General features: G+C 64.0%; 21 protein-coding genes. 6 read left to right on the forward strand and 15 right to left on the reverse strand.

The genetic code is table 11. The annotated features are described in order from the left end of the window. Nucleotides 1-2 precede the first annotated feature (2 nt). From WJ35_RS25615 to WJ35_RS25680, 14 genes are all read right to left on the reverse strand, one after another. On the reverse strand, nt 3-806 hold the full coding sequence (locus WJ35_RS25615; RefSeq protein WP_060235258.1) for a transporter substrate-binding domain-containing protein: 804 nt from the start codon (nt 804-806) through the stop codon (nt 3-5). Nucleotides 807-1,169: 363 nt separating this feature from the next. Further along, entirely contained in the window at nt 1,170-1,748 is a 579-nt protein-coding gene (locus tag WJ35_RS25620; protein ID WP_011882426.1) for a LysE family translocator, read from the reverse strand. Nucleotides 1,749-1,797: 49 nt separating this feature from the next. After that, entirely contained in the window at nt 1,798-3,321 is a 1,524-nt protein-coding gene (ilvA, locus tag WJ35_RS25625; RefSeq protein ID WP_069240304.1) for a threonine ammonia-lyase, biosynthetic, read from the reverse strand. Nucleotides 3,322-3,355: 34 nt separating this feature from the next. After that, nucleotides 3,356-4,867: a gamma-glutamyltransferase family protein gene (locus WJ35_RS25630; RefSeq protein ID WP_230459728.1), complete on the reverse strand. Its 1,512-nt coding sequence runs from the start codon at nt 4,865-4,867 to the stop codon at nt 3,356-3,358. Between the two features lie 59 nt (nt 4,868-4,926). Beyond that, nucleotides 4,927-5,754 (reverse strand): thioesterase II family protein, encoded by an 828-nt coding sequence (locus WJ35_RS25635; RefSeq protein WP_224056423.1) that lies wholly within the window; start codon nt 5,752-5,754, stop codon nt 4,927-4,929. A 21-nt stretch (nt 5,755-5,775) separates the two neighbouring features. Beyond that, nucleotides 5,776-6,399: a LysE family translocator gene (locus tag WJ35_RS25640; RefSeq protein WP_011882430.1), complete on the reverse strand. Its 624-nt coding sequence runs from the start codon at nt 6,397-6,399 to the stop codon at nt 5,776-5,778. Nucleotides 6,400-6,464: 65 nt separating this feature from the next. Then, nucleotides 6,465-7,043: a GNAT family N-acetyltransferase gene (locus WJ35_RS25645; RefSeq protein WP_041494188.1), complete on the reverse strand. Its 579-nt coding sequence runs from the start codon at nt 7,041-7,043 to the stop codon at nt 6,465-6,467. After that, nucleotides 7,040-7,792 (reverse strand): alpha/beta fold hydrolase, encoded by a 753-nt coding sequence (locus WJ35_RS25650; protein ID WP_230459729.1) that lies wholly within the window; start codon nt 7,790-7,792, stop codon nt 7,040-7,042. Before WJ35_RS25650 ends, WJ35_RS25645 begins: the two co-directional genes overlap by 4 nt. Nucleotides 7,793-7,941: 149 nt before the next feature. Next, nucleotides 7,942-8,178 carry a phosphopantetheine-binding protein gene (locus WJ35_RS25655; protein ID WP_011882433.1) on the reverse strand — a complete coding sequence of 79 codons (237 nt, stop codon included), beginning with the start codon at nt 8,176-8,178 and terminating at the stop codon, nt 7,942-7,944. An 89-nt stretch (nt 8,179-8,267) separates the two neighbouring features. Next, a complete protein-coding gene (locus tag WJ35_RS25660) occupies nt 8,268-9,191 on the reverse strand; it encodes a chlorinating enzyme (protein ID WP_014725222.1) in 924 nt (307 codons plus the stop codon). Nucleotides 9,192-9,220: 29 nt separating this feature from the next. After that, the gene (locus WJ35_RS25665) at nt 9,221-9,478 is read right to left on the reverse strand and encodes an acyl carrier protein (RefSeq protein WP_034195170.1); all 258 of its coding nucleotides are present in this window, start codon (nt 9,476-9,478) and stop codon (nt 9,221-9,223) included. Then, nucleotides 9,411-11,006 carry an amino acid adenylation domain-containing protein gene (locus tag WJ35_RS25670; RefSeq protein WP_069240306.1) on the reverse strand — a complete coding sequence of 532 codons (1,596 nt, stop codon included), beginning with the start codon at nt 11,004-11,006 and terminating at the stop codon, nt 9,411-9,413. Before WJ35_RS25670 ends, WJ35_RS25665 begins: the two co-directional genes overlap by 68 nt. Nucleotides 11,007-11,088: 82 nt before the next feature. Continuing rightward, nucleotides 11,089-11,925, reverse strand: a complete 837-nt coding sequence (locus WJ35_RS25675) for an alpha/beta fold hydrolase (RefSeq protein WP_069240307.1) — start codon at nt 11,923-11,925, stop codon at nt 11,089-11,091. A 69-nt stretch (nt 11,926-11,994) separates the two neighbouring features. After that, entirely contained in the window at nt 11,995-12,804 is an 810-nt protein-coding gene (locus WJ35_RS25680) for a hypothetical protein (RefSeq protein WP_011882438.1), read from the reverse strand. A 705-nt stretch (nt 12,805-13,509) separates the two neighbouring features. Here WJ35_RS25680 and WJ35_RS25685 point away from each other — a divergent pair. The 6 genes from WJ35_RS25685 to WJ35_RS25710 all read left to right on the forward strand — a co-directional run bounded on the left by WJ35_RS25685 (nt 13,510) and on the right by WJ35_RS25710 (nt 20,307). Beyond that, nucleotides 13,510-14,307, forward strand: coding sequence for a GHMP kinase (locus WJ35_RS25685; RefSeq protein ID WP_230459754.1), 798 nt, complete (start codon nt 13,510-13,512; stop codon nt 14,305-14,307). 9 nt (nt 14,308-14,316) lie between these two features. Then, complete coding sequence (locus WJ35_RS25690) at nt 14,317-15,321, forward strand: PLP-dependent cysteine synthase family protein (RefSeq protein ID WP_045577892.1); 1,005 nt, start codon at nt 14,317-14,319, stop codon at nt 15,319-15,321. 3 nt (nt 15,322-15,324) lie between these two features. Beyond that, a complete protein-coding gene (locus WJ35_RS25695) occupies nt 15,325-17,907 on the forward strand; it encodes a lyase family protein (RefSeq protein ID WP_069240308.1) in 2,583 nt (860 codons plus the stop codon). Next, entirely contained in the window at nt 17,904-18,716 is an 813-nt protein-coding gene (locus WJ35_RS25700; protein ID WP_059623117.1) for a formyl transferase, read from the forward strand. Before WJ35_RS25695 ends, WJ35_RS25700 begins: the two co-directional genes overlap by 4 nt. Beyond that, nucleotides 18,717-19,319: a LysE family translocator gene (locus tag WJ35_RS25705; protein ID WP_011882443.1), complete on the forward strand. Its 603-nt coding sequence runs from the start codon at nt 18,717-18,719 to the stop codon at nt 19,317-19,319. It begins immediately after the preceding gene. Nucleotides 19,320-19,398: 79 nt separating this feature from the next. Beyond that, on the forward strand, nt 19,399-20,307 hold the full coding sequence (locus WJ35_RS25710) for a D-aminoacyl-tRNA deacylase (RefSeq protein WP_230459730.1): 909 nt from the start codon (nt 19,399-19,401) through the stop codon (nt 20,305-20,307). Nucleotides 20,308-20,318: 11 nt separating this feature from the next. Here the strand turns inward: WJ35_RS25710 and WJ35_RS25715 are convergent, their stop codons facing one another. Then, nucleotides 20,319-21,194 carry a helix-turn-helix transcriptional regulator gene (locus WJ35_RS25715; protein WP_059463121.1) on the reverse strand — a complete coding sequence of 292 codons (876 nt, stop codon included), beginning with the start codon at nt 21,192-21,194 and terminating at the stop codon, nt 20,319-20,321. Nucleotides 21,195-21,476: the final 282 nt, after the last annotated feature.

Genomic DNA, 21,476 nt, shown 5'->3' on the forward strand with positions numbered 1-21,476 from the left:
GGTCAGCGGCCCTTCTCGATCGTGCCCTTCAAGTTCGGATAGCGGGCGGTGATCGCATCCCACGTGCCGTCCTGCTGCAGTTGCGCGATCGCGGTCGACAGCTTGCCGCGCAGCGCATCGCCGTGGCGCACGCCCGCGCCGATGCCGAGGCCCAGCACCGGATTGTCCGCGCACGTGGCCTTGACCTCGAAGTCCTTGCCGTCGCGCGACGCGAGGAACGCCGTGAACAATCCCTTGCCTTCCTGCACGTAGTCGACACGGCCGGACACCAGATCCGCGAGCGCATTGTCGAATTTGTCGAACGCCTTGATCTGCGCATCCTGCTTGAAGCGGGAATCGAGGAACGCCGAGAAGTTCGTGCCGGCCTCGACGCCGATCACGCGGCCCTTGAAGCTCGCGGGCACCGCGCAGTCGACACGGCGCCGGTCGCTTTTCGCGCCGACGAACACCGTCGGCGATTCGTAATACGCACGGCTGAAATCGACCGCTTTCTGCCGTTCGCCGGTGATCGTCATCGACGACCAGATCACGTCGATCCTGCGGTTCTGCAACGCCGGAATCAGGCCGTCCCACGCAATGTCGGTGAGCTCGCACCGCACGTTCAGTTTGCCGCACGCGGCATCGAGCACGTCGATTTCCCAGCCCTTCCACTTGCCGGCCGCGTCCTTCGAAAAGAACGGCGGATACGACTCGGCGTCGATGCCTACGCGCAACGTCGGCTGGGCCGCATGGGAAGCCGGCACGAGGCCGAGCACGAACAGCGCGGCCGCGGCGCGGCGGCCCCTGGAACGCATCAAACGATTCATGTGGCGAATTTCTGAAATAACGTCGGAACGACCGGCGTCGCAGCCGGCAGGAGGCGAAACTGTAATGCGCGCCGAAGCGTGTACCAAATGGTTATTTTTTAGATGGATATCTGTTCGGACGATATGTGGCGAGTCGAGCATCGCGCGGGGGCTACGAGCAAGCCGTTCGGCGCTGCGCCGACACCGTCGGCAGTTGCCGTTGAACGTCGGCAGAAAGCCCGCTCGACCGGCACCCAGCGCAACTGTCAGGATCTTCACGTTGCCCACGACCGCGCCGTCCGACACCGCCTCGCCAATAGCAGCCGTGTTCGATCACCGCCGGCCCCGTCCCGCCGTTCATCGTCGCGTTGCAACGTCAGCAACTCATTTGACGAGCGAATACAGCAGGGTCCCTGAAAACAGCACCAGTACCATCGATGAAAAGCGAAGCACGGCAGTGACATGGTGTGAGCCGGACGCCAGCATGCGCGTTGCGCGCCCCAGGCTGGCCCATCCGGTCCCAACCGGTATGAGCACGAGCAGAAACACGCCGAATGCCTGGGCCGCGCTGCTCGAATCGTGAAACGTCTGCCATGGAAACGCCGTGCTTGCGAGCAGAAAGGCTTTCGGATTCAGCAAGGTGGCGACGAGCAGGTTCCGCCACGTCACCGCTTTCGGACGTTGATCTTCCTCCAGCCTGCCTCGCGTCCACATCTTGGCGGCCAACAGCAGCAGGTACGACGAACAGGCGAGCTTGATCACGCTCAGGACGTGAGGATGCTGCGCCGCGAACGCCAGCAGCGAAACGCCCCAGACGGAAATGGCGATGACGTACCCGGCCGCTTCCGCAAGCACGAGCGGCAGCGTGCGCGCCAGGCCCACGCTGATTCCCGACGAAAACAACAGCGTGTTGGTCGGCCCCGGAACGATCAATACCAGGATCGTGTAGAAGCACATCGTCATCAATTGATGGGAGTTCAACGTAGCCTCGCCCGCGATAGTGACCGGTCTTTCAGCGTCGCTCGCCCTGCAGCGAAGCCAGATACGGCGACGCATCGGCTTGCTCGCTGAACTCGAAATTCGTCGCCTCCAGTGCACCGTACAGGCGGGCCGAATCCGCCTCGCCGCAGCGAATGCCGATCAGTACGCGCCCGTAGTCGAACCCTTCGTTACGATAGTGAAACAGGCTGATGTCCCACGCATCGTCGAGCTTGCGCAGAAACTCCAGCAAGGCGCCGCGGCGCTCGGGGAACATCACCTGAAAGAGCTTCTCGTCGTCGATGCGGAACGCCTCCGCGCCGACGAGCTGATGACCATGCGTGCGCCAAAGCGTACTCCCGCCGAGATCGGTGGCCCGGTATCCGGCCGCCGCCAGATCCTGTACGATCTTGCGCGCGCCCTCGGCTCCCGGCGTCCGCACGCCGACGAAAACCTGCGCGTCGCCGCCCGTTGCGCGGCGATAGTCGAACGCGGTCACGACACAATCGCCGAGTTGCTCGATGAGCGCGCGAAAGCTCCCGGGACGCTCGGCGATCGAAACAGCGAAGCGCGCCTCTCGGTTTTCGCCGAGCGTCGAACGCTCGGCGATGTAGCGCAGCTGATCGAAATTCATGTTGGCCCCGGATGCAATCGCGACCAGCGTCCCGCCCTTCTGCTCGCGTCGTTGCCACGCCTTCAATCCGGCGAGCGCCAGAGCGCCCGACGGCTCGAGAATCGAGCGCGTATCGACGAAGACGTCCTTGATCGCTGCGCAAACCTCGTCGTTGTCGACGCGCACGACGCCGTCGAGATACTGCCTGCACAGCTCGAAGCTGTGGGCGCCGACCTGACGCACCGCCACGCCGTCGCAGAATCGGCCAACGTGCGCGAGCCGCACCGGCGCGCCGCCCTCGAGCGCCTGATACATGCTGTCGGCGTCGCTCGGCTCCACACCGAAAATCCTGATCTGCGGCTTCACGCGCTTGACGTACGCGCAAATGCCGGCGGCCAGCCCTCCTCCGCCGACCGGCACGAAAATCGCATCGAGTTGGGTCGTCTGCTGGAGAATTTCCATCCCGACGGTCCCCTGGCCGGCAATCACGTGAGGATGATCGAACGGCGGCACGAAGGTGCTGCCACGCTCGCGCGCATCGGCCAGCGCGGCATCGCAGGCATCGTCGAAATTGTCGCCGTACAGCACGACCTCGGCGCCATAGCGGGCGACGGCCTGGACCTTGATGTCGGGTGTGGTGTGCGGCATGAACACGCGCGCGCGGCACCCGAGCGTGTGTGCCGCGAGCGCCACGCCCTGCGCATGATTGCCGGCGGAGGCCGTCACCACCCCGCGGGCGAGCGCCTCCGCGGACAGCCGCGCCATCAGCGTATAGGCGCCCCGGACCTTGAAGCTGAAGCTCGGCTGCATGTCTTCCCGCTTGAGCAAGACGCGACTGCCCAGGCGTTCGGACAGCCGCGACAGGGATTCGAGCGGGGTCTTGACGGCCACGTCGTAGACGGGAGCGTTCAGGATACTGGTCAGATAATTGAAGTCTTCGTGCATGGTGTGATCGGACGTGAACTGAATCGCGGCCGCCTCAATGTGCGTCGCGCTCGGCCACCGCCGCCGACCACGGGGACGAGACGAACGCGCCCCCGGTCAGCTGGCGGGTTTGGCCATCGCGCAGGACGACGTTGGGGCAACCGAACAGATTGGGTGCGACGAGATTGGCGGCCCGCCTGACTTCGTGAGCCGCTCCGATGGCCTGCGCAACCGATGCGTCGAAGCGATCGTCGATCGTGACCCACGGGTCGCCGCTCGCATCGAGACGCGGGAAGTGAATCGCGTCCTCGATCGACATGCCGCAATCGACCAGATACGCGACGAGTTGCATGACGGCCGGCATTATCCGTCGGCCGCCCGACGCACCGAGCGCCAGTACGTCTCCGGTCGCGCGCTTGACCACCGTCGGGCACATGTTCGACAGCGGCACGGCGCCCGGCATGATCGAGTTGGCCTTTCCCGGTCGCGGATCGAACCACATGACGGCGTTGTTCATGACGATCCCCGTTTGCGGCAACGTCACCTTGGAGCCGAACATCGACAACAGCGTCTGGGTCAGCGCGACCGCGTTGCCGTGTCGATCGACGACACTGATATGCGTCGTGCACGTCCCGCGTCGCGCATCGTCGCCCGGCGCCGCGCCGCCGATCCGCTCGGCATAGGTCTGCGTCAGCGCGTCGGCGATGCGCGAGAAGAATCGCGCGTCCGGACGTGCCGTCCCGTCGGCGTCCGCTTGCCGCGCGAACAGGGACAGCGCGCGCGTCAGCGCCGGTCCTGCCGTGAGCGCCGATGAGGTCAGGATGGATGCATCGCGGTAGCGCAGCGCTTCGATCGGCGTGATTTCGGCCCGATACGCGGCGAGATCGTCGAAGCTCAGACGCGACCCCACGGTTGCGAAATCGGCGGCGATTCGGTGAGCGAGCGCACCACGATAGAAATCGTCGCCGCCGCGCTCGGCAATCGCCTCCAGCGTGGCCGCCTGATCCTCCAGCACGATCGGCGACGCCGCGCCCGCCCAGTCCGACGCAGGCGCGTGTCCGTCCCGCAGATAGCATGCACTGCTTCCCGGATAACGTGCGAGCCCCGCGGCAACGGACGCGATCTTCAAGGTCAAGTACCAATCGATTTCGAGTCCTTCCCGCGCGCAACGAACCGCCGGCTCCACCAGCCGCCGCCACGGCAACGAGCCGCATTCGCGATGTGCCAGCGTCATGCCGGCGACCTGCCCCGGAACGCCGATCGAGAACGGACCTTCCAGATTGCGGTCGTCGACGACCGCGGGCCACCCGAACATGCCCCGCGCCGGTTCTCCGGTCAGGCGATAGTCGTCGGCTTCGAGCGCCAACGGCGCTCTCGCTGCGAAGTCGATGCTGAATGCAGTTCGGCCGGCCGGCGCAACGACCATATGCCCGACGCCGCCCAACCCGCTTTGCCACGGTTCGAGCACGCCGATCGCGAAACTCGCGGCTATCGCGGCATCGACCGCGTTGCCGCCGTCCTCCAGCACCGCCGCGCCGATGCTCGATGCCTTGTAGTGCTGGCTCACGACGATGCCGCCCGATGCGGAAATCGCGGCCTTGCGGATCTGCCAATTTTCTAGATGCGTCACTTCATCCCTCTGTCGTGATCGGGCGCACACGCTTGGCGTGCCGGCGCAACGGATTCGCCGTGACGAAGCGCCAGCGAATGCTGGACGATCGCAGCCAGGTGATCCAGTACGGCTTGCATTGCCGAATGGATAAAAAAATGTCCGCCGTCGAAACGACGTATCGAAAACTCCGTCGACGTGAAGGCGTGCCACGCCAGCGCATCCGCTTCCGATACCAGCCCGTCGTCCGCGCCGGTCAGCACGTGGACCGGTATGCGCAGATCGTGCGGCGTGCTGCGCCAGGTTTCCCGGCACTGCAGGTCGGCGCGAATCGTCGGCATGAAGGTATCGAGGAAATCCCTGCGCTCGCGCGCAATGGGCGGCAGCCCGTCGAGATGGATCAACGCTTCGATCAGCGCGTCGCGCGGCAGCAAATGCAGCACGTGCTCACGCCGAATCGGCAGGTGCGGCGCGGCACATGCCGACGCGACGAGGGCGATCGGAGGCCGCCCGAGCTCGACCAGCCGACGTGCCAGCTCAGCCGCCACGACGGCCCCCATGCTGTGGCCGAACAACGCGAACGGCGCAGGCGGACAGTCGCCGACCATGCGAACCAGCTCGTCGACCACGGCATCCATATGCGTCAGCGCCGGTTCGGCAAATCGGCTGCCGCGCCCGGGCAATTCGATCGCACAGACTTCGAGGCTCGCGGGCAGCGCGTGTCGCCAGCCGGCGAAGATCGAGGCACTGCCGCCCGCGTAGGGCAGACAGAAAATCCGGGCGTCCGCGTGCCCGTCGGTGGGAAAGGACACGATACCGCGGGGAAGCCGCGTGGTTTCGGGCATGACGGGCATATCCGCGCGCGCCTATTTCCAGAACAGCAACGGCACGCATGCGAGCAGCAGCAGCGCCATCGTGCGGTTATAGATCACGCGCGCACGATCGGTATGCAGCAGCTTCTGCATCCCGACGCCGAGCGCGGCCCACACCGACACGGCCGGAAAATTGATCGCCACCATCAATATGCAGATTCCGATTACCGATGAAATGAAGCCCTGACCGTCGACCGAGAACAGAATGATCAGGTTCGCGGCCATCAGCCAGGTTTTCGGATTGACGAACTGGAACGTCGCGGCCTGAACGAACGAAAAGGGCTTCGTTTGCGCGTCCTTGGCCGCGGGCCGCCCGGCGTTCGCGATCTTGAACGCGAGGTATGCCAGATAGAGCGCGCCAACCACGAACAACGCCAGTCTTGCCGCCGGATATTCGGTGAACACGACCCCGAGCCCGGTCGCACTCAGCGCGACCAGAACGGTTGCGCCCACCGTAATGCCCAGCAAATGCGGTAACGTGCGCACGAATCCGAAGTTCGCGCCGGACGCGGCAAGCATCACGTTGTTCGGGCCAGGCGTAATCGAGAGCGCGAGAATATACGCGGCGACGGCCAGCGGCTTGAATTGTTCGATTCCTGATGCAAGAGCAAACGACATGAGGTCCCCCTGACGGACATTTCAACGGCGTTACGAAGACAGCACGCGCTGCCGGCGAATCGAGATCAGCGTGCGGTCGATCTGACGAATTTCTCGATGGCGTCGAGTTCTGCGCGCAGCACGCGATAGCTGACCGTTTTGACGGGATTGCGCAGCATCGGCATGTCAATGACGCCCTCGCCGTGCGGCTCGATCCCGAGCTTGCTTTTGACGCGCTGCGCCGAAACGTTTTCGGCAGGCGTCTCGAAGCGGATGCTCTCCAGATCGAATCGATCGAAGAAGATGCGCATGGCTGCCAGATACGACACCGGTCCGATGCCGGCGCCGCGGTATCGGGCCTGCCAGATATGGGCGTGCATCACGGCACTGCGCCCCGGGTCGAGGTGCGTCAGCTCGTGGACGCCGATCGCCTCACCGATGTGACGGATCGTCAATATCGGCGCAGGCGCGACACCGCCGCATGCCCGCCGTACCAGAATCGTCAGCAACTCGCGCATGCGTCGCTCGCTCGGCAGCTTGTCGACGTCGACGTTCATCGACTCCATCAGCGCCGGCGGCGACCGATACCAGTAGTCGAGACAAGGGCCGATGTCTTGCTCGGCGAAATCGTCGACGCGGATATCCGGCAAATGAATCCTGTTCATGATCGCGCCACAATGAAATCGATGATCGATCGGTTCACGTCGGCCGGCTTTTCAAGGTGAAGGAAATGCCCGGCCCCGTCGACGATCTCGCGCGTGAGCGCCGCTGAAAAATATTCCGGCACGCCGTCACCCGAAAATGCTTCGAGACGCCCTTCGCGATCGTGAGTGCCGTGCATCAGGAGCGTCGGCACGGTGACCGGCCCGGCGGCGATGCGGGCCTGCTGTTCACGACGCTCCGGGTCGCGCAACGCGACATGGCGACAGCGGTATTGCGCGAGCGCCGCGTCTAGCACGCCTGGCTGGCGAAACGTGGTCTTGACCGCTTCGACGATGTCCCGCGGCACGTCCCAGTTGCGCGAAGCATCGCGCCACCACGCCTCGATGAACGCGAAATCGTCGTGGGCCAGCACCTGCTCGGCCGACGGCGACTGAAAGAAGAACGTGTGCCAGATGCCTTTCAGGTAGTCGTAGTGCAGCCGCTGCGCCGCGTCGGGACGGCTCCATCCGAGCGCCACCAGCTTCGTGACGCGCTCCGGAAACAGAATGGCCGCCGCAATGGACGCCTGTGCGCCCCAGTCGTGCCCGACCAGGATCGCCTGTTCGACACCCAGCGCGTCGATCAACGCGCGCAGGTCATGCGCCATGTAGCAGGTGTGGTACTGATCCGCCGGGGCGGTGCCGGACGGCGCGTAGCCGCGCAGGTACGGTGCGACGGCCGTGAAACCCGCGTGCGCCAGCTCGGCGAGCAAAGGCAGGAACGAGCGCGCATGGTCCGGAAAGCCGTGCGAGCAGATGACCAGCGGGCCGCTGCCTTGCCGCAGATAATGAATCTCGATGCCGTTCGCGTCGATCGCGCCGCGCGTTACGTCCATCGGGTTCGACAAGCAGGCTGCGTGACTCATGCGACGTTGCTCAGCCGTTGTTCGACGACCGCGGCGAAACCGTCGACCGTCGAATGATTCATGAAGTCCAGCAACGACACTTCGATACCGCACGCCTGCTCGACCTTCGTGACCAGCACCGCCGCGGCCAGCGACCCGCCGCCGAGCACGAAGAAGTCCGCATCGGCCGCGACGTGCTCGACGCCGAGCGCTTCGGAAAACAGGCGCTTCACGAGTGCCCTGGTTGTCTGCATGTTCACTCCATCACGTGAATCGGATCGCCACCGCCGTCGCCGCGCGCGCGGCGACGATCCGGATATCGCTGGTATCGAGCCGTCGGCCGTCAGCCGCGGTCGTCGAAAGCAAACGCCCGCCCTCGCGCATTGCTGAGCGCGCGCCGGTTGTGACCGTAATGGTCCTCACCCGAGACCAGCACGACGCCATACTTGTCGAGCGAAATGGCGCTGCCGTACTCCTCGACGACGTTCGTATCCGGATACACCTTCACGCCGGTCGGAACGTAGCGGCTCGCGTAGCCGAGCCGCGTCACGTCGGCCGTCGAATTCGGAAACGACGAATGCATCAGCGTGGACCAGAAGATCACGCACTCGCCGGCCTGCATCGTGATCGACACCGCCTGCGACTCATCCGGCTTCCACGACGGATCCTTCTGAAGGGAGCGGTAGTCGTAACCGAAAAAACCGCGCTTGATCCCGTCCTTCTCCTGGGTATTGATCTTCGAAGCGTCGTAGGCCATCTTCTTCGACTCGTCGTAGAACATTTCCTCGTGCGTGCCGGGAATGAAGCGCAGACAGCCGTTCTCCTCGGTCGCATCGGTGAACGCGGTCCAGGCGGTAATCGCCCCGCCGAAACGGCTTTCGCCGGGCCAGACTATCTGCGGCGCGCCCGATGCATGCGCGAACGTATCGGCCTGATGCCAGTCCGTCCCTTCGTCGCCCGGGTACTTCGGAAACATCTCCGATCGCCAGCACAACAGGTCCGGCCCGAGCATGCTCGCGACGCGATCGACGATCTCGCGCCGGCCGATGTGCTCGCTGAGCAGGTTCACGTCGAGGTGACGATCGTAATTGGCGATCGGGCTCGTCGGCGGCAGATCGTAGATAGCGTGTTCCCTGTCGAACAGCTCGGCGCGAATCGCCCTGTATCGCTCGCGCGCCTCGTCGGGCGAGTACACGCGAAACGGCCCGAAAAAGCCTTGTGCACGGAATCGGGCAAGTTCGTCTGGAGTCAGTGAAAACTGCGTCATGTCGATCCTCTCGGTTGAGTCGCTTTGCGCTATTTCTCTACGGCGGTTGCGGCAACGGCTGCCGCTCGATAAAGCCCGGTCCAGCCGGCCAGCGTCGGCGCTAGCATCAGCTTGGCCGTGGGTACGGTCACGCCCAGATCCTCCTCGATCTTGACTTGCAGCTCGACGATCGACAGCGAACTGGCGCCCAGGTCGAAAAAGTCGTCGTCGTCGCCGATCTCACGATCCTTCAACAACTCGGCCAGTCGTTTCCGAATGGGTTCCTTGAATTGCAGCGATTCGCTCATGTTCATCTCCGGTATTGCGGTTCTCCTGCGAACTCATCAGGCTCCGCCGGTTGACCTTGCCATTGACGGTCAACGGCAGCGCCACTTGCACTTCGATTACGTCGGGAATCATGTAGCTCGCCAGATGTCGCCCGAGGTGGCGCCGGACGGCCGCCCTGACCTCGGCGGGATCCCGCGACGACTGCACGAACGCGACGAGACGCTTTTCTCCCAGCTCGTCGCGTCCGACGTCGACGATCGCGTCCTCCACGTCGTCGGCCGTCGCGAGCACCTGCTGCACCTGTTCGACCGATACGCGATAGCCGCGTATCTTCACTTGCCTGTCGACGCGACCGATGAATTCGTAGGCGCCGTCGTGGCCTTCCCGCACGAGATCGCCCGTCCGGTAAACCTTGCGATCCCGGTCGTGCGGATCGTCGACGAACACGGCCCTCGTTTTCTCCGGATCGTTCAGATAACCGAGCGCGAGGCCGATACCGCCCGCATAGAGCTCGCCCACCTCGCCCGGGCGCACCGGCTGCCCGCTCGCGTCGAGCACGCACACCGTGGTACCGGTGACCGGCCTGCCGATGGGCACCGTCGCGACCGGCGGTGCAGCGGCCGTCATCACATGGCAGCAGGTAAATGTCGTGTTTTCCGTCGGTCCGTATCCGTTGATCACGGTCAGCGAGGGAAATGCGGCGAGCACGCGTGCGACCGCGTCGGCCTGGACCACGTCGCCGCCCGCGAGGAGCACGCGAAGTTCCGATAGCAGCGGCAGCCGATTGCGCACCACCAGATGGAAAAGCGCAGCCGTCAACCACATGACCGTCACGCGCTCGTCGCGCAACAGACGGCCCAGCGCGTTCAGATCGAGCACCGGCGATTCCTCGACCACCAGCGTCGCGCCGTTGAGCAGCGCCCCCCATATTTCGAACGTCGATGCGTCGAACGTGATCGGCGCCATCTGCAGCACACGATCGTGCGGACTCAGCGCGATGTAGTTCGTCTCGACGACCAGACGGTGAACCGCTTGATGCGGCACCAGTACGCCCTTCGGCTTGCCCGTGCTGCCGGAGGTAAACATCGCGTAGGCCGGCGAGATCGGCGCCTGCGCGGGTGCGCTCGTCTGCGCACCGTCGCTCCGGTCCGGCAAGACCCCGTCGCGCCCGATCTCGACAAGCGCGATGCCGGCGAGATCCAGATCGGACCGCACCTGCGCGACGGACTCGGGCAACGTCAGTGCGACGCGCGCACCGAGTTCGCGCAATTGCTCGTTCAGCACCGAGGCCGGGCCGGCCGGATCGACCGGAACGTAGTAGGCGCCGGCCTTCAGCACGGCAATCATCGCAATCACTGCGCCGGGCGAACGCGGCAACAGCAGCACGACCGGCGAACCCGCGGTAACGCCGGATAGGGCGAGGCGCGCCGCCAACCGATCGGACAGCGCGTCAAGTTGCGCGTAGGTGTACCGCGCACTTTCCGCGGCAAGCGCGGTGTGCTCGGCATGACGCCGGACCATCTGTCCGAATCGCTCGAGTATGCTCATCTCCAGTCCTGCCGGCTCGACATCAAACAGACACTCGCTTCGGGACCGACGAATCGTCCGTAGCGAACCAAGGCGCACGTCGTCATGCCGCTCCTCTACCGCCAAGGAACTCGACGATCGAATCGTTGACCGCGTTCCTGCCCCGCAGGATCTCGTAGTGATCGCCCGGCACCACGACGTGTTGCTCGGCATTGCGCAACAGCGCCGCAATGACCCGCGAGCTGGCGGCACTCACCTGTTCGTCGCGGTCGGTCGAGATCAGCCGCGTCGGGTGCGGTACGCCGCCGGCCAACGCCATGAAATCGGTGCCGCGATACGTCAGGTAATTCAACCCGTGGCGATGCAGACGTGCAGCCGACGAGAACGGCACGAGAACCTCCTCGTCGAATTCGGTCCTGGCCGGCGCGCGCACGCGGCTCGCCGTGAGCTTCTCGCACAAGGCGGCCGCATGATTCAGGCTTTGCGCCGCCAGCGGCAACAGGCTGTCGACTTCCCGTTGAAAATTCGATTGCGGGCAGACCGTGGGGCTCAGCATGTACTCTCCGCAAACCAGCGCGAGACGATCGATGCGATGTCCCTCGATGGTTGCGGCGACGAGCGCGATGCCGGCGCCCGAGCAAAACCCGACGACGTCCGTCTTGCGCACGTCAAATGCGTCCAGCACCGAGCACATGTCCCGAACATGCGCCTCCGGCGTCATTCCGCTCTCGTGCGGCGCGAGGGGCCGATCGCACAACGAGCGCCCTTGCCAGGTGAGCACATTGAATTCGCTCGCCAACAGCGCGAACAGCGTGCGCGCGGCATCGACGCGAAGCCCGAACGGAAGTATCAACGTCAGGAACGGCCTCGTTTCAAGCCAGTCGCCATGCAGTACGCGCAGCTGCTTTCCATCGGACGCGGTAATGAACGATTCGTACATAGACAGGGTTTTCGTCGAGACTGGATGCATCTTGCGATGGACGAGCGGGCGTGATGGACGTCGACCGGACTAGTGCAGTAGTTTCCAGCCCGCCTCGTGATACACGAGGAACGTGCCGATCGTTCGGCGCAGCGACGAGCAGCGCTCGACCGCATGCAGATTGCGGCTATTGAAGACACACAGCTGACCGCTGCGTGGCCGCACCGTCAGCGCATCGACCCCGTCGAGCACGCCCAGCGTCTTGTGCTGCGCATACTCTTCGGCCCACTGGTCGAGCTGGCGACGCGATTCCGGGCGGATGTTCCACAGAACGAAGCCCGCTTCGTTCTCGGCCTTCTGTATCGTGATGAAGGCGCCCAGCTGCTCGAGATTGAGCCGGAACGGCCACCGTTCGACGTCGCGCCCGAAGTCGATGCAGTCGCAGTGCGGCGCGAAGCTGAACGGATCGCCTTCGAAAGGCGGATATTCGCGCTTCGTCGCCAGCATGAATTGACTCCAGTTGCCGAACTGGAGCGTTTCCGCGCCCAGCTCCTTCATGAACAACTGAATGAAGCGCGTGTCGCGCATCGGGATATTCGCGACGCCGGCATGGCCGAAGTACTCGGCGATATTGCTCACCAACGATTCGGGATGGGAACGCTGAAGCTGACCGAGCGTTATCCCGGTTGCGTTCAGCGCGCGGTGGTACTGATGGTTGCGCAAATCGGGGAAGCCGCGATCGTTCCACCATGCATCGATTTCGTCGGGGCCGACCACATCCAGCAATGCCACGGCAACTTCCCGATCCCGCACGCACTCGGCGGCCTCGCGCAGCGTCATGCGCCTGTCGACGCCTTGTCCGTCGAATGTCATAAACCGGCCAGCGAATACCGTTTCCATTTCACGTTTCCAGAATGGTTGAGTGATTTCCGCGTGCCCGCGAACCGACGCGTCCTGACTCGAAAGTCAAAACCCGTCGACGCGTCGACGCCGCAAACGAAGCTTCGATTGAATTGAATCGGATAACTACGCATCGACACGGCGGTCCGATCCATGTTCGATCGTGCGATGTCGACTTCGACGAAACTCGGGCAATGACGGATGCCGTGCGCACCGCCTCGTTGCAACGAGAGTGGGCACGCCGTCTTCCGTGGTGGAAACACTCTATCCCGCACCGGCCGCGTACGTAAAGAGTGGTCGACTCGCTCGAGCTCGCCACGCCACCGGCATCGCCGCGCGATCTCAGCGTCCCTGACGCTGCACCGCTCACCCGGCCTCAAACCCATACCCAGCAAGGATCCGAAGCGCTTCGTCGGCGCTTTTGGCGAGACGGAATCCGCTCCGGCCGCACGCGTTTTTCAATCGATCCGGCTCGCGCCGCCACGCGCGGCTGAGCAACATTTCGATACTAGTGCGCAATTTTCATAAAGAAGCGGACGAGCGGCCGTCGCTATGCTCTGGGCTCGACATCACGATTTGCCTTCATTCCGAGAGGAGAAAATGGCCGTTCTGTCAGAGCAAGACGATGCGCTACGAAACGACGCGTTCCTGTCGCTTTTCCCCAGAGGCGAATGTCACGGAACGTTCGGCGAGCTGATGCAAGGCGTGTTGCCGGACAATCGACATTTCCTGGTCACGTTGCCGGTCAACCTGAAGAGCGTCGTCGAGTTCGAGATCACCGGCGCCGATCGCGTTGCCGTGGATGTCGGATTCAAGACCAAGGCATGTCGCGCGGTTCAGGACTATCTGCGCCTGCACGGGCTGCCACCGGGCGGCATGCTGCATTTCAAGTCGATGTTCGCGGTCGGCAAGGGGCTGGCGAGTTCGTCCGCCGACATGGTCGCGGCGATCCGTGCGGCCGCATACGCGTACGGCCGAACACCGGCGCCCGAGACCATCGAGTCGATCCTGCGCGCCATCGAACCGACGGACGGCGTGATGTACGACGGCGTCGTGTCGTTCTATCACCGCGAGGTAAAGCTCGACGAGCGACTCGGCAAGACCCCCGCGCTCGTGATCGTCAGCGCCGATCGCGGCGGCGAATGCGACACGATCGAGTTCAACCGGAAGAAACGCGATCCGTCCGCGGAAGTGCGCGACGAATATCGCGGCATGCTGATGCGGATGAAAGCGGCGGTTCGCGCCCAGGACCTGCGCGAGCTCGGCGAGATCGCGACGCGCAGCTGCCAGTTGTCGCAGGCATTCAATCCTCATCCGCACATCGACGTCCTGCGCAAGCTGCGCGCCGAGACCGACGCGCTCGGCCTCGTCGCGACCCATTCCGGCACGTGCGTCGGGCTGCTCTACGACGCGAACGCTCCCGAAACGGCGACCGCGGCCGCCTATGCCCAAGCGCGCCTGCAGGTCCGTCGAATCGAATCCATTCAATACACAACGGTATAGGAATCGTACATGCTTCAATACGAATCGTCGCTGGATGCGATGCGGGACGCCGTGCTGTTTCCGATCGGGCAAGCCTTGCACATGGTGTCGTTCAAAGCGATGAAGATCGTGCCGGCCCATTACATCATCAGCAAGGCGCGCGATCGCGGCGACCTGCAGCCGGGCAAGACCGTGGTGGAAACGTCGAGCGGCAACTTTGCGCTCGGGATGGCCATCGTATGCAACCGCCTGAACCATCCGTTCGTGGCGATCGGCGATCCCGCGATCGATCCGGCGTTCAAACGCCAGCTCGAAATGCTGGGCGGCCGGGTTGAAATCGTCACGGACAAGAAGGGCAGCCAGGGATACCAAAAGGCACGACTTGACCGGCTGCAAGAGATTCTCGCCGCCGAGCAAGGTGCCTTCTGGTGCCGCCAGTACGACAACGAGAACAACGGGCTCGCTTATGCAAACATCGCGCGCGAGCTGCTCGAAATCATCGGCCCTCGCCTGATTCTCGTCGCACCGGTCGGTTCCGGCGGATCGAGCTGCGGGATCGCAGCCGCGCTGCGCGCCGGCGGGGCGGATTGCACGCTCGTCGGCGTAGACACATTCAACAGCGTCCTGTTCGGCCAGATCGACGGCCCGCGCAAGTTGCGCGGGCTCGGCAATACCATCATGCCCGGCAACCTGAAGCACACGCTGTTCGACGACGTGCATTGGGTCAGCTCCGAACTCGCCGATCATTTCACGCGCAAACTCTACAAGGCCACCGGCCATTTTCGCGGGCCGACCACCGGCGCCGCATTCGCCGTCGTCCGCTTCGTGCGCAACCGATATCCGGATGCACCCATCGTATTCCTCAGCCCGGACGATGGCTCCCGCTATGTCGACACGACCTTCGCCAGCAACGACGACAGCCCGGCCTACGATCAGCTGCGACCCGTGGAGATCGGGCACCCCACCGCGTACGACGCGAATACGGAATGGGCGTGGATGAAATGGGATCGCTCCGACATTCACCGGTTTCAATGAATCATGGCGATCGTCTACATCGAATCGAACACCACCGGGTTCGGGCAAAGCCTGCTCGACGCGTCGCTGAACCATGACGAAACCTGCTTTCTCGTGCGCGACCGCGCGCGCTACCCCTTTCTCGCGAGACTGTCGCCTGCGGTTCGGGTGATCGATTGCGACACGCAGTCTGTCGACGCGCTCGAGCGCGTCGTCGGCGAGATTCCGGACGTGCGTTATATCGCGTCGACGAGCGACGCGTTCATCGAGAACGCCGCACGACTGTCGCAGCGCCTGGGCCTGCCTGGCACGCCCGCGGAGGCCGTCGCATTATGCCGGGACAAGTTGCGGCTTCAGGATACGCTGCGCGACCATGGCGTCCCGTACCCGTACACGACGGCGATCGAATCGGCGGATGCCGCGCGCAAGCTGACCTATCCGGTCATCGTGAAGCCCAGGCAGGGCACCGGAAGCATCGGCGTGCGCCTTGTCGAACGCGAGCAGGACTTTCCGGACACATCGGGCGGCGCGTTCATTTGCCAGCGCTTCATTCCGGGCGCGGAGTTCTCCGTCGAATCGTTCAGCGACGCCGACGGACACCATGTGCTCGCAGTCACACGCAAGTTCCTGACCAAACCGCCCCATTTCCTGGAGCTGGCGCACGTCCTGCCCGCCGACCTCGACGCGGCGACCCAGGCCCGCATCGTCGATACCGTGCGGCGGGCGCTCGATGCGGTCGGTTACGCGTTCGGTCCCGCGCACACGGAACTGAAGGTCCACGGCGACACGATCACCATCATCGAGATCAATGCGCGCCTGGCCGGCGGCATGATTCCCCGTTTGATGGAACGTGCGTATGGATGGTCGATCGCCGACCTGTACGTGCGCAGCCATCTGTCGCGTCGCAGCCAGTTCGTCGTACCGACACCCGCGCTGTACAGCGCCGTTGCGTTCGTCGTGCCGGAAGTCGGGCGCCGCTACGTCGGCATCGATTTTCCGGACGGCTGCGCGGATGCCGGGCTGTTTCGCGACGAAGGCGTCAACGCCGGCAAGTTCGACTTTTCGGATCGCGCCGGCTACGTGATTTCGTTCGGCCGCAGCGCGTCCTCGGTGCTCCGGAAAGCGCTGTCGCTGCGGATGCGTTCGCGCGTGCTTTACGACGATCCGGAGCGGACGATTCCCGGCCGCGACGCGATTCACGACATCGTCTACGAATCCTCTCCCCCATGCTTCGGCAAGCTCACGGTCAATCTGCTCGCGATCGAGAAGGCCCATCTGATCATGCTGCGCGAACAAGGGATTCTCAGCGCGGAACAGTTTCGCTCGCTGCGAGAAGCGGTAACGACGCTGGAGGCGAATCCGGCATTGTTGAGCGAACATGTTTCCGGTCGCGGAGACTACTTCGACTACGAGCAGTACGTGATCGACCGCTGCGGACGAGACACGGGCGGCATGATTCAGGCGGCGCGCTCACGCAATGACATCAATGCCACGCACCTCCTGCTGACCGTGCGTCAGGCGCTGTCGCATGTCACGCGGCGCGTCGTCGATCTCGGCGAGACGCTCGCACGACGCGCCGCGGATTCGGCCGAGGTCCTGCTGCCGATCTACAGCCAATACCAAACCGCGATGCCGGGGTCGGCGGGCCACTATCTCGTCGCGCAGTGCGAGATATTGCTCGGCACGCTCGACGCGCTGGCGTCACTGCGCGACGGTCTTGGCTCTTCTGCGCTCGGCGCGTGCGCCGGTGCGGGCACCACGTTCGTCACCGACCCGCGGCGCACGGCGGTTTTGCTCGGCTTCTCGACGGGGCCGCTCAACTCGCTGAGCGCGATCACCGACAAGAATCCGGCGCTGCGCTGCGCCTGCCTGCTGACCGAGTTGAGCAGCAATCTGAACCGTATCGCGACGGATCTTCAGCTCTGGTCGATGCGCGAAATCGCGATCGTCACGCTGCCCGACGGCATGTACGGCGGGTCGTCCAACATGCCGCAAAAACGCAATCCGTATCTGCTCGAATGGCTGCGCCTCGGCCACGATCGCATCGCCGGATATTGCGCCACGGCGCTCTCTTCGCTATCGCATCTGCCGACCGGCAACTCCTATCAGGCAAGCCGCACTGCGGTGGAAACCGTCAGCGAGATGAGCGGACTCGTCATCGACATGCTGAGCGTGCTCGTCTATTCGATCGACGGCATCCGCTTCGACGCCAACGCCGCGCGCCGCGCGATCGACATGGGCAACGCAGGCGCAACGCTCGTTGCGGAATCGCTGGTGCAGCAACGCATGGCCTCGTTCAGGGACGCCCACGCGGCGGTCGGTCGTGCACTGTCGAGCCCGCCCGATGCCGCGCCGGATGCCGCAGCGGATCCGCTCGGCTCCGCCGCGGCCGCGTTGCTCGGGCGTCTCCATGACGAATTCGAAGGGGCGCACGTGTTCGACCGGCTCGACGGCGGCAGCGGACCGTCGACGCGCAACACGCACGCCGCGCTGACGATACTCGCCGCCCGCCTGCTGGAGCAGCGCCGACGCCAGCGATCGTGCGAATCGCGCGAGACTGCGGTAAGGCAGGCGCTCGATCGGTGCTTCATGAATGTGCAAGCATGACAAACATCACACTGCTTTGTTCGGACGGCCCGCATCATCTGTATCTCGCCGCGGAAATCCTCGACGCGTTCGGACGCGTTCGCGTCATCGTCGAGCCCGGGCGAGAACAGGCATCGCGCCTGCTGCGCAACGGCCACTATCGCGCGTATCTGTGGACGCGCTATCACGAATGGCGACGCAGGCTGTTCGGCTATGACGCGTACCGGCGGCGCTACTTCGTTCGCGAGCGGGAACCGCGCACATGGGACGCGCTTCGACGTCATGCGGGCGTGCGGTATCTGGAAACGTCATGGATCAACGACACGACCGTGCTCGATGCGCTGCGCGACGACCTTTCCGACGTCTATATCGTGATGGGCACCAAGAAGATCGGCGAGGCCTTGCTGTCGCTCGTCCCGGCCGACCGCATCATCAACATCCATGGTGGCCACCTGCCGTACTACCGAGGCAATCACTGCTTCTTCTTTGCGCTGCACCACGGCGAACTCGACAAGCTGAGCACGACGATCCACCGCGTGTCGGCGGGCCTCGATACCGGCGCCATCATCAGCCGCCATTCGGTTCGGTTCTGCGCGGACGACAATTCGGAAACGCTCTATTCGCGCGCCGAACGAGCCGCAATCGACAGCCTCGTGGCGCGCCTGAAGCGCGAACCCGACATCGCCGCATGGAGCAGCGAGCCGCAGCCGAACGTCGGCTCCACCTATCGCATGCGCGACCGCGGCCCGCTCGTCGAACTCGTGCATCACCTCGGCGCCATTCGCCGCCGGCTGGCGGCAGGCCCGAATCGCGGCAAGGAGACCAGTTAGATGAACGTTGACGATGCACTTGTCGGCAAGTTGCTGCAGATCATCCTGTTCTCGACCCCGCTGATCATTTCGCCGGGGCCGAACAACTTGATGACGACCGCCAACTGCGCGCAATTCGGCTATCGGCGCACGCTGCCATCGCTGACCGGCATCTCGGTCGGCGTGGTCGTCCTGTTCATGGTCGTCGCGCTCGGGCTGTTCAGCGTGATGAGCCGTCACCCGTTGCTGCAACACGCACTCAAGGTGGTCGGCTCCGCGTACATCCTGTACCTCGCCTACAAGCTCTACACGGCTCAGTCCGAACACGCCGAACGCCGCTCGATCGAGCGTCCCATCACGTTCGGCGAGGCAGCCCTGCTCCAGATCGTCAATCCGAAAATCTGGCTGCTCGGCGCCAGCGCGGCGTCGACGTTCCTGCCGTTGACGGGGAACGCCTACGTCGACGCGACGCTCCTGTCGCTCACGCTCGGGATCGTTTTCTTCCCGTGCAACTCGATCTGGGCGGTATGCGGTCTCATGATGCACCGCATGCTGCACGGCAAGACGCTCCAGCGCATCATGGCGCTGCTGTCCGCCTCTTCGATCGTGTTCCTGCTGTTCTGAACTCGCTCGCCCCTCAAGGAAACGCTCGACCGTGAATCACATCGTCCTGGCATTCTGTACCGATCTCGACAAGGACCCGGTGTCGTCGCGCGTGCTCGCGCGACTTCTGGCATCCGGCATCGACTGGCACGCCGATGGCGTCGTGGACGGGCGCCCTATCCTGCACATGCAATCCGGCGCGGTGCGCTACAGCCTGCTGCAGCTCGACAACGTGTTCAGCCACGACTATCGGCGCTACGCCCCGCTGGCGAACAGCGTCTTCGCCGACGCCGACGCGATCGTGATCGTCAACTGGCATGAAGGGAAGAACGCGCCCGACCGGATCTTCACGATCCAGACCACCGGCGACATGGAAAGCGGAACGTTCAGCCCGGTGGACCCGGCCGTCACACGCAGCCTGTTTCTGGCTGTCGAGCACGCGCGCCAGCAAGCGGGCCTGGATTCGTATTCGACCTGGATGGAGGCCACGCACTGGTCCGGCCCGCTCTACGGCGCGCAGTCCGGTTGCCTGGTCTCCGCCGTCGAGCCGTCGGTCATCGATCTGGAAATCGGCAGCACCACGGACGCATGGGCGTGCCCCGATGCCGTCGACGTGCTGGCACGCGCGTTGCTGACGGTAGGCGAGCGAATCGCTCGACCGGCGATCTCGCTGCTCTGTATCGGCGGCGTCCACTTCGAGCCCGGCTTCACGCAACTGCTGCGCGATTACGGCGACACGCAAGGACTCGCGCTATCGCACGTGCTGCCCAATCACTGGCTGGTCGCGTACGGTTACGATTCGCCCGAACGCCTGGCGGACCTGCTCGCGTGTGCCCGATCGATCAAGGGCGGTGTCGATGCGATCGCGTTTCATGACAACCTTAAGGGCGCGCACAAGCAGCAGGTGCGTAGTCTCGCGAGCGAACTTGGCGTTCCCGCGCTCTCGCATCGAAAATTGAGGTCACCCGATCTGGCCGGCCTGATCAACGATGCGAAAACCGTCGCTTGACGTCGGCGTTGTCACTTGCCGCGCACCGCGCCGGGAGAATAGCCGTAATGCCGCTTGAACGCGGTGGAGAACCGGCTGTGCTGGGCGTAGCCGCACTCGAGTGCGATGCTCATGATCTTGTGATCGGTATGTTTCAGCAGGTCGTGCGCGCGAAGCATCCGCAATTCGGTCAAGAATGCGTGCGGAGACCGGTCGAACGTGTTCTTGAATTTGCGCAGGAAGTGATAGCGGCTGAGATTGACCAGATCGGCAAGATGCTCGAGCCGCACGGCCTCACCGAGATTGGCGTTGCAATATTCGCGGATCTGCTCGGCCTGCTTCGCCGACAGCCGGCCGCGCGCATCCACGCGCTCCAGGTCGGCCATCGCGTAACGGCTGATCGCATTCAGCAGAATCCAGCTCATCAGGCTATCGATGCCGAGCGACAGCGTGTCGTCGTTCCAGTCGGCCTGCGCGATGCTGGTCGCGGCCGCGCTGATGACGGGGGACGCCTCCTGGAATACCTCGCGGAACCGGTAAGCCTCCGCCGGCTGGCGCAAGGACCGGATCAGGCTCGGCTCCAGATTGGGCAAATCGAAATAAATATGCAGGAAATTGAGGCGCTCGGTAATCCGCCACTGCGATTCGCCTTCGCCGACCGGGAACAGACAGACCGCGCTTTTAAAGCCTCGGCGTACGATGTGCCGGCCATCGACCTGCGCACAATTCTCGCCACCGGACAAATAGACGCTCAGCACGTTCTCGGACGAACTCTTATATTCGGTCAGTGTGTTCTGACCTGTCCATTCTGACAGGATGATGCCCGACGGCAATTGCATGGATCGAACGACTTCGGCCCCAGCCGAATTCAGCGCGCCTCGAACCGTAATCGAGTTTGAAGAAGACATGTGTCGCAATCGTAGGTTGGGAATCTGATGCGAAACGACGGCTTTCCCGCTGGAGAGATACCGCACGCGCGTTCTGAAGCACGTTGCACCACGCCGGGGAAGCATCCGCCAGTGACGCGCGAAGCCGTTCTGTCCTCACCGGCGAGTGCAGTCATGCGTCGTTAGATTACCTTAAGTGCGCCTCAAATGGTCGAACGATACGTCGCGAATTCGTGCCGGACTGCATGGGGATATGTGTCGCGAATTCGTCGCGGGACCGATGATTGGACTGAATCGCAAAGC

Source organism: Burkholderia ubonensis (assembly GCF_001718695.1).
In the GTDB taxonomy this organism is placed as follows: Bacteria; Pseudomonadota; Gammaproteobacteria; order Burkholderiales; family Burkholderiaceae; genus Burkholderia; species Burkholderia ubonensis_B.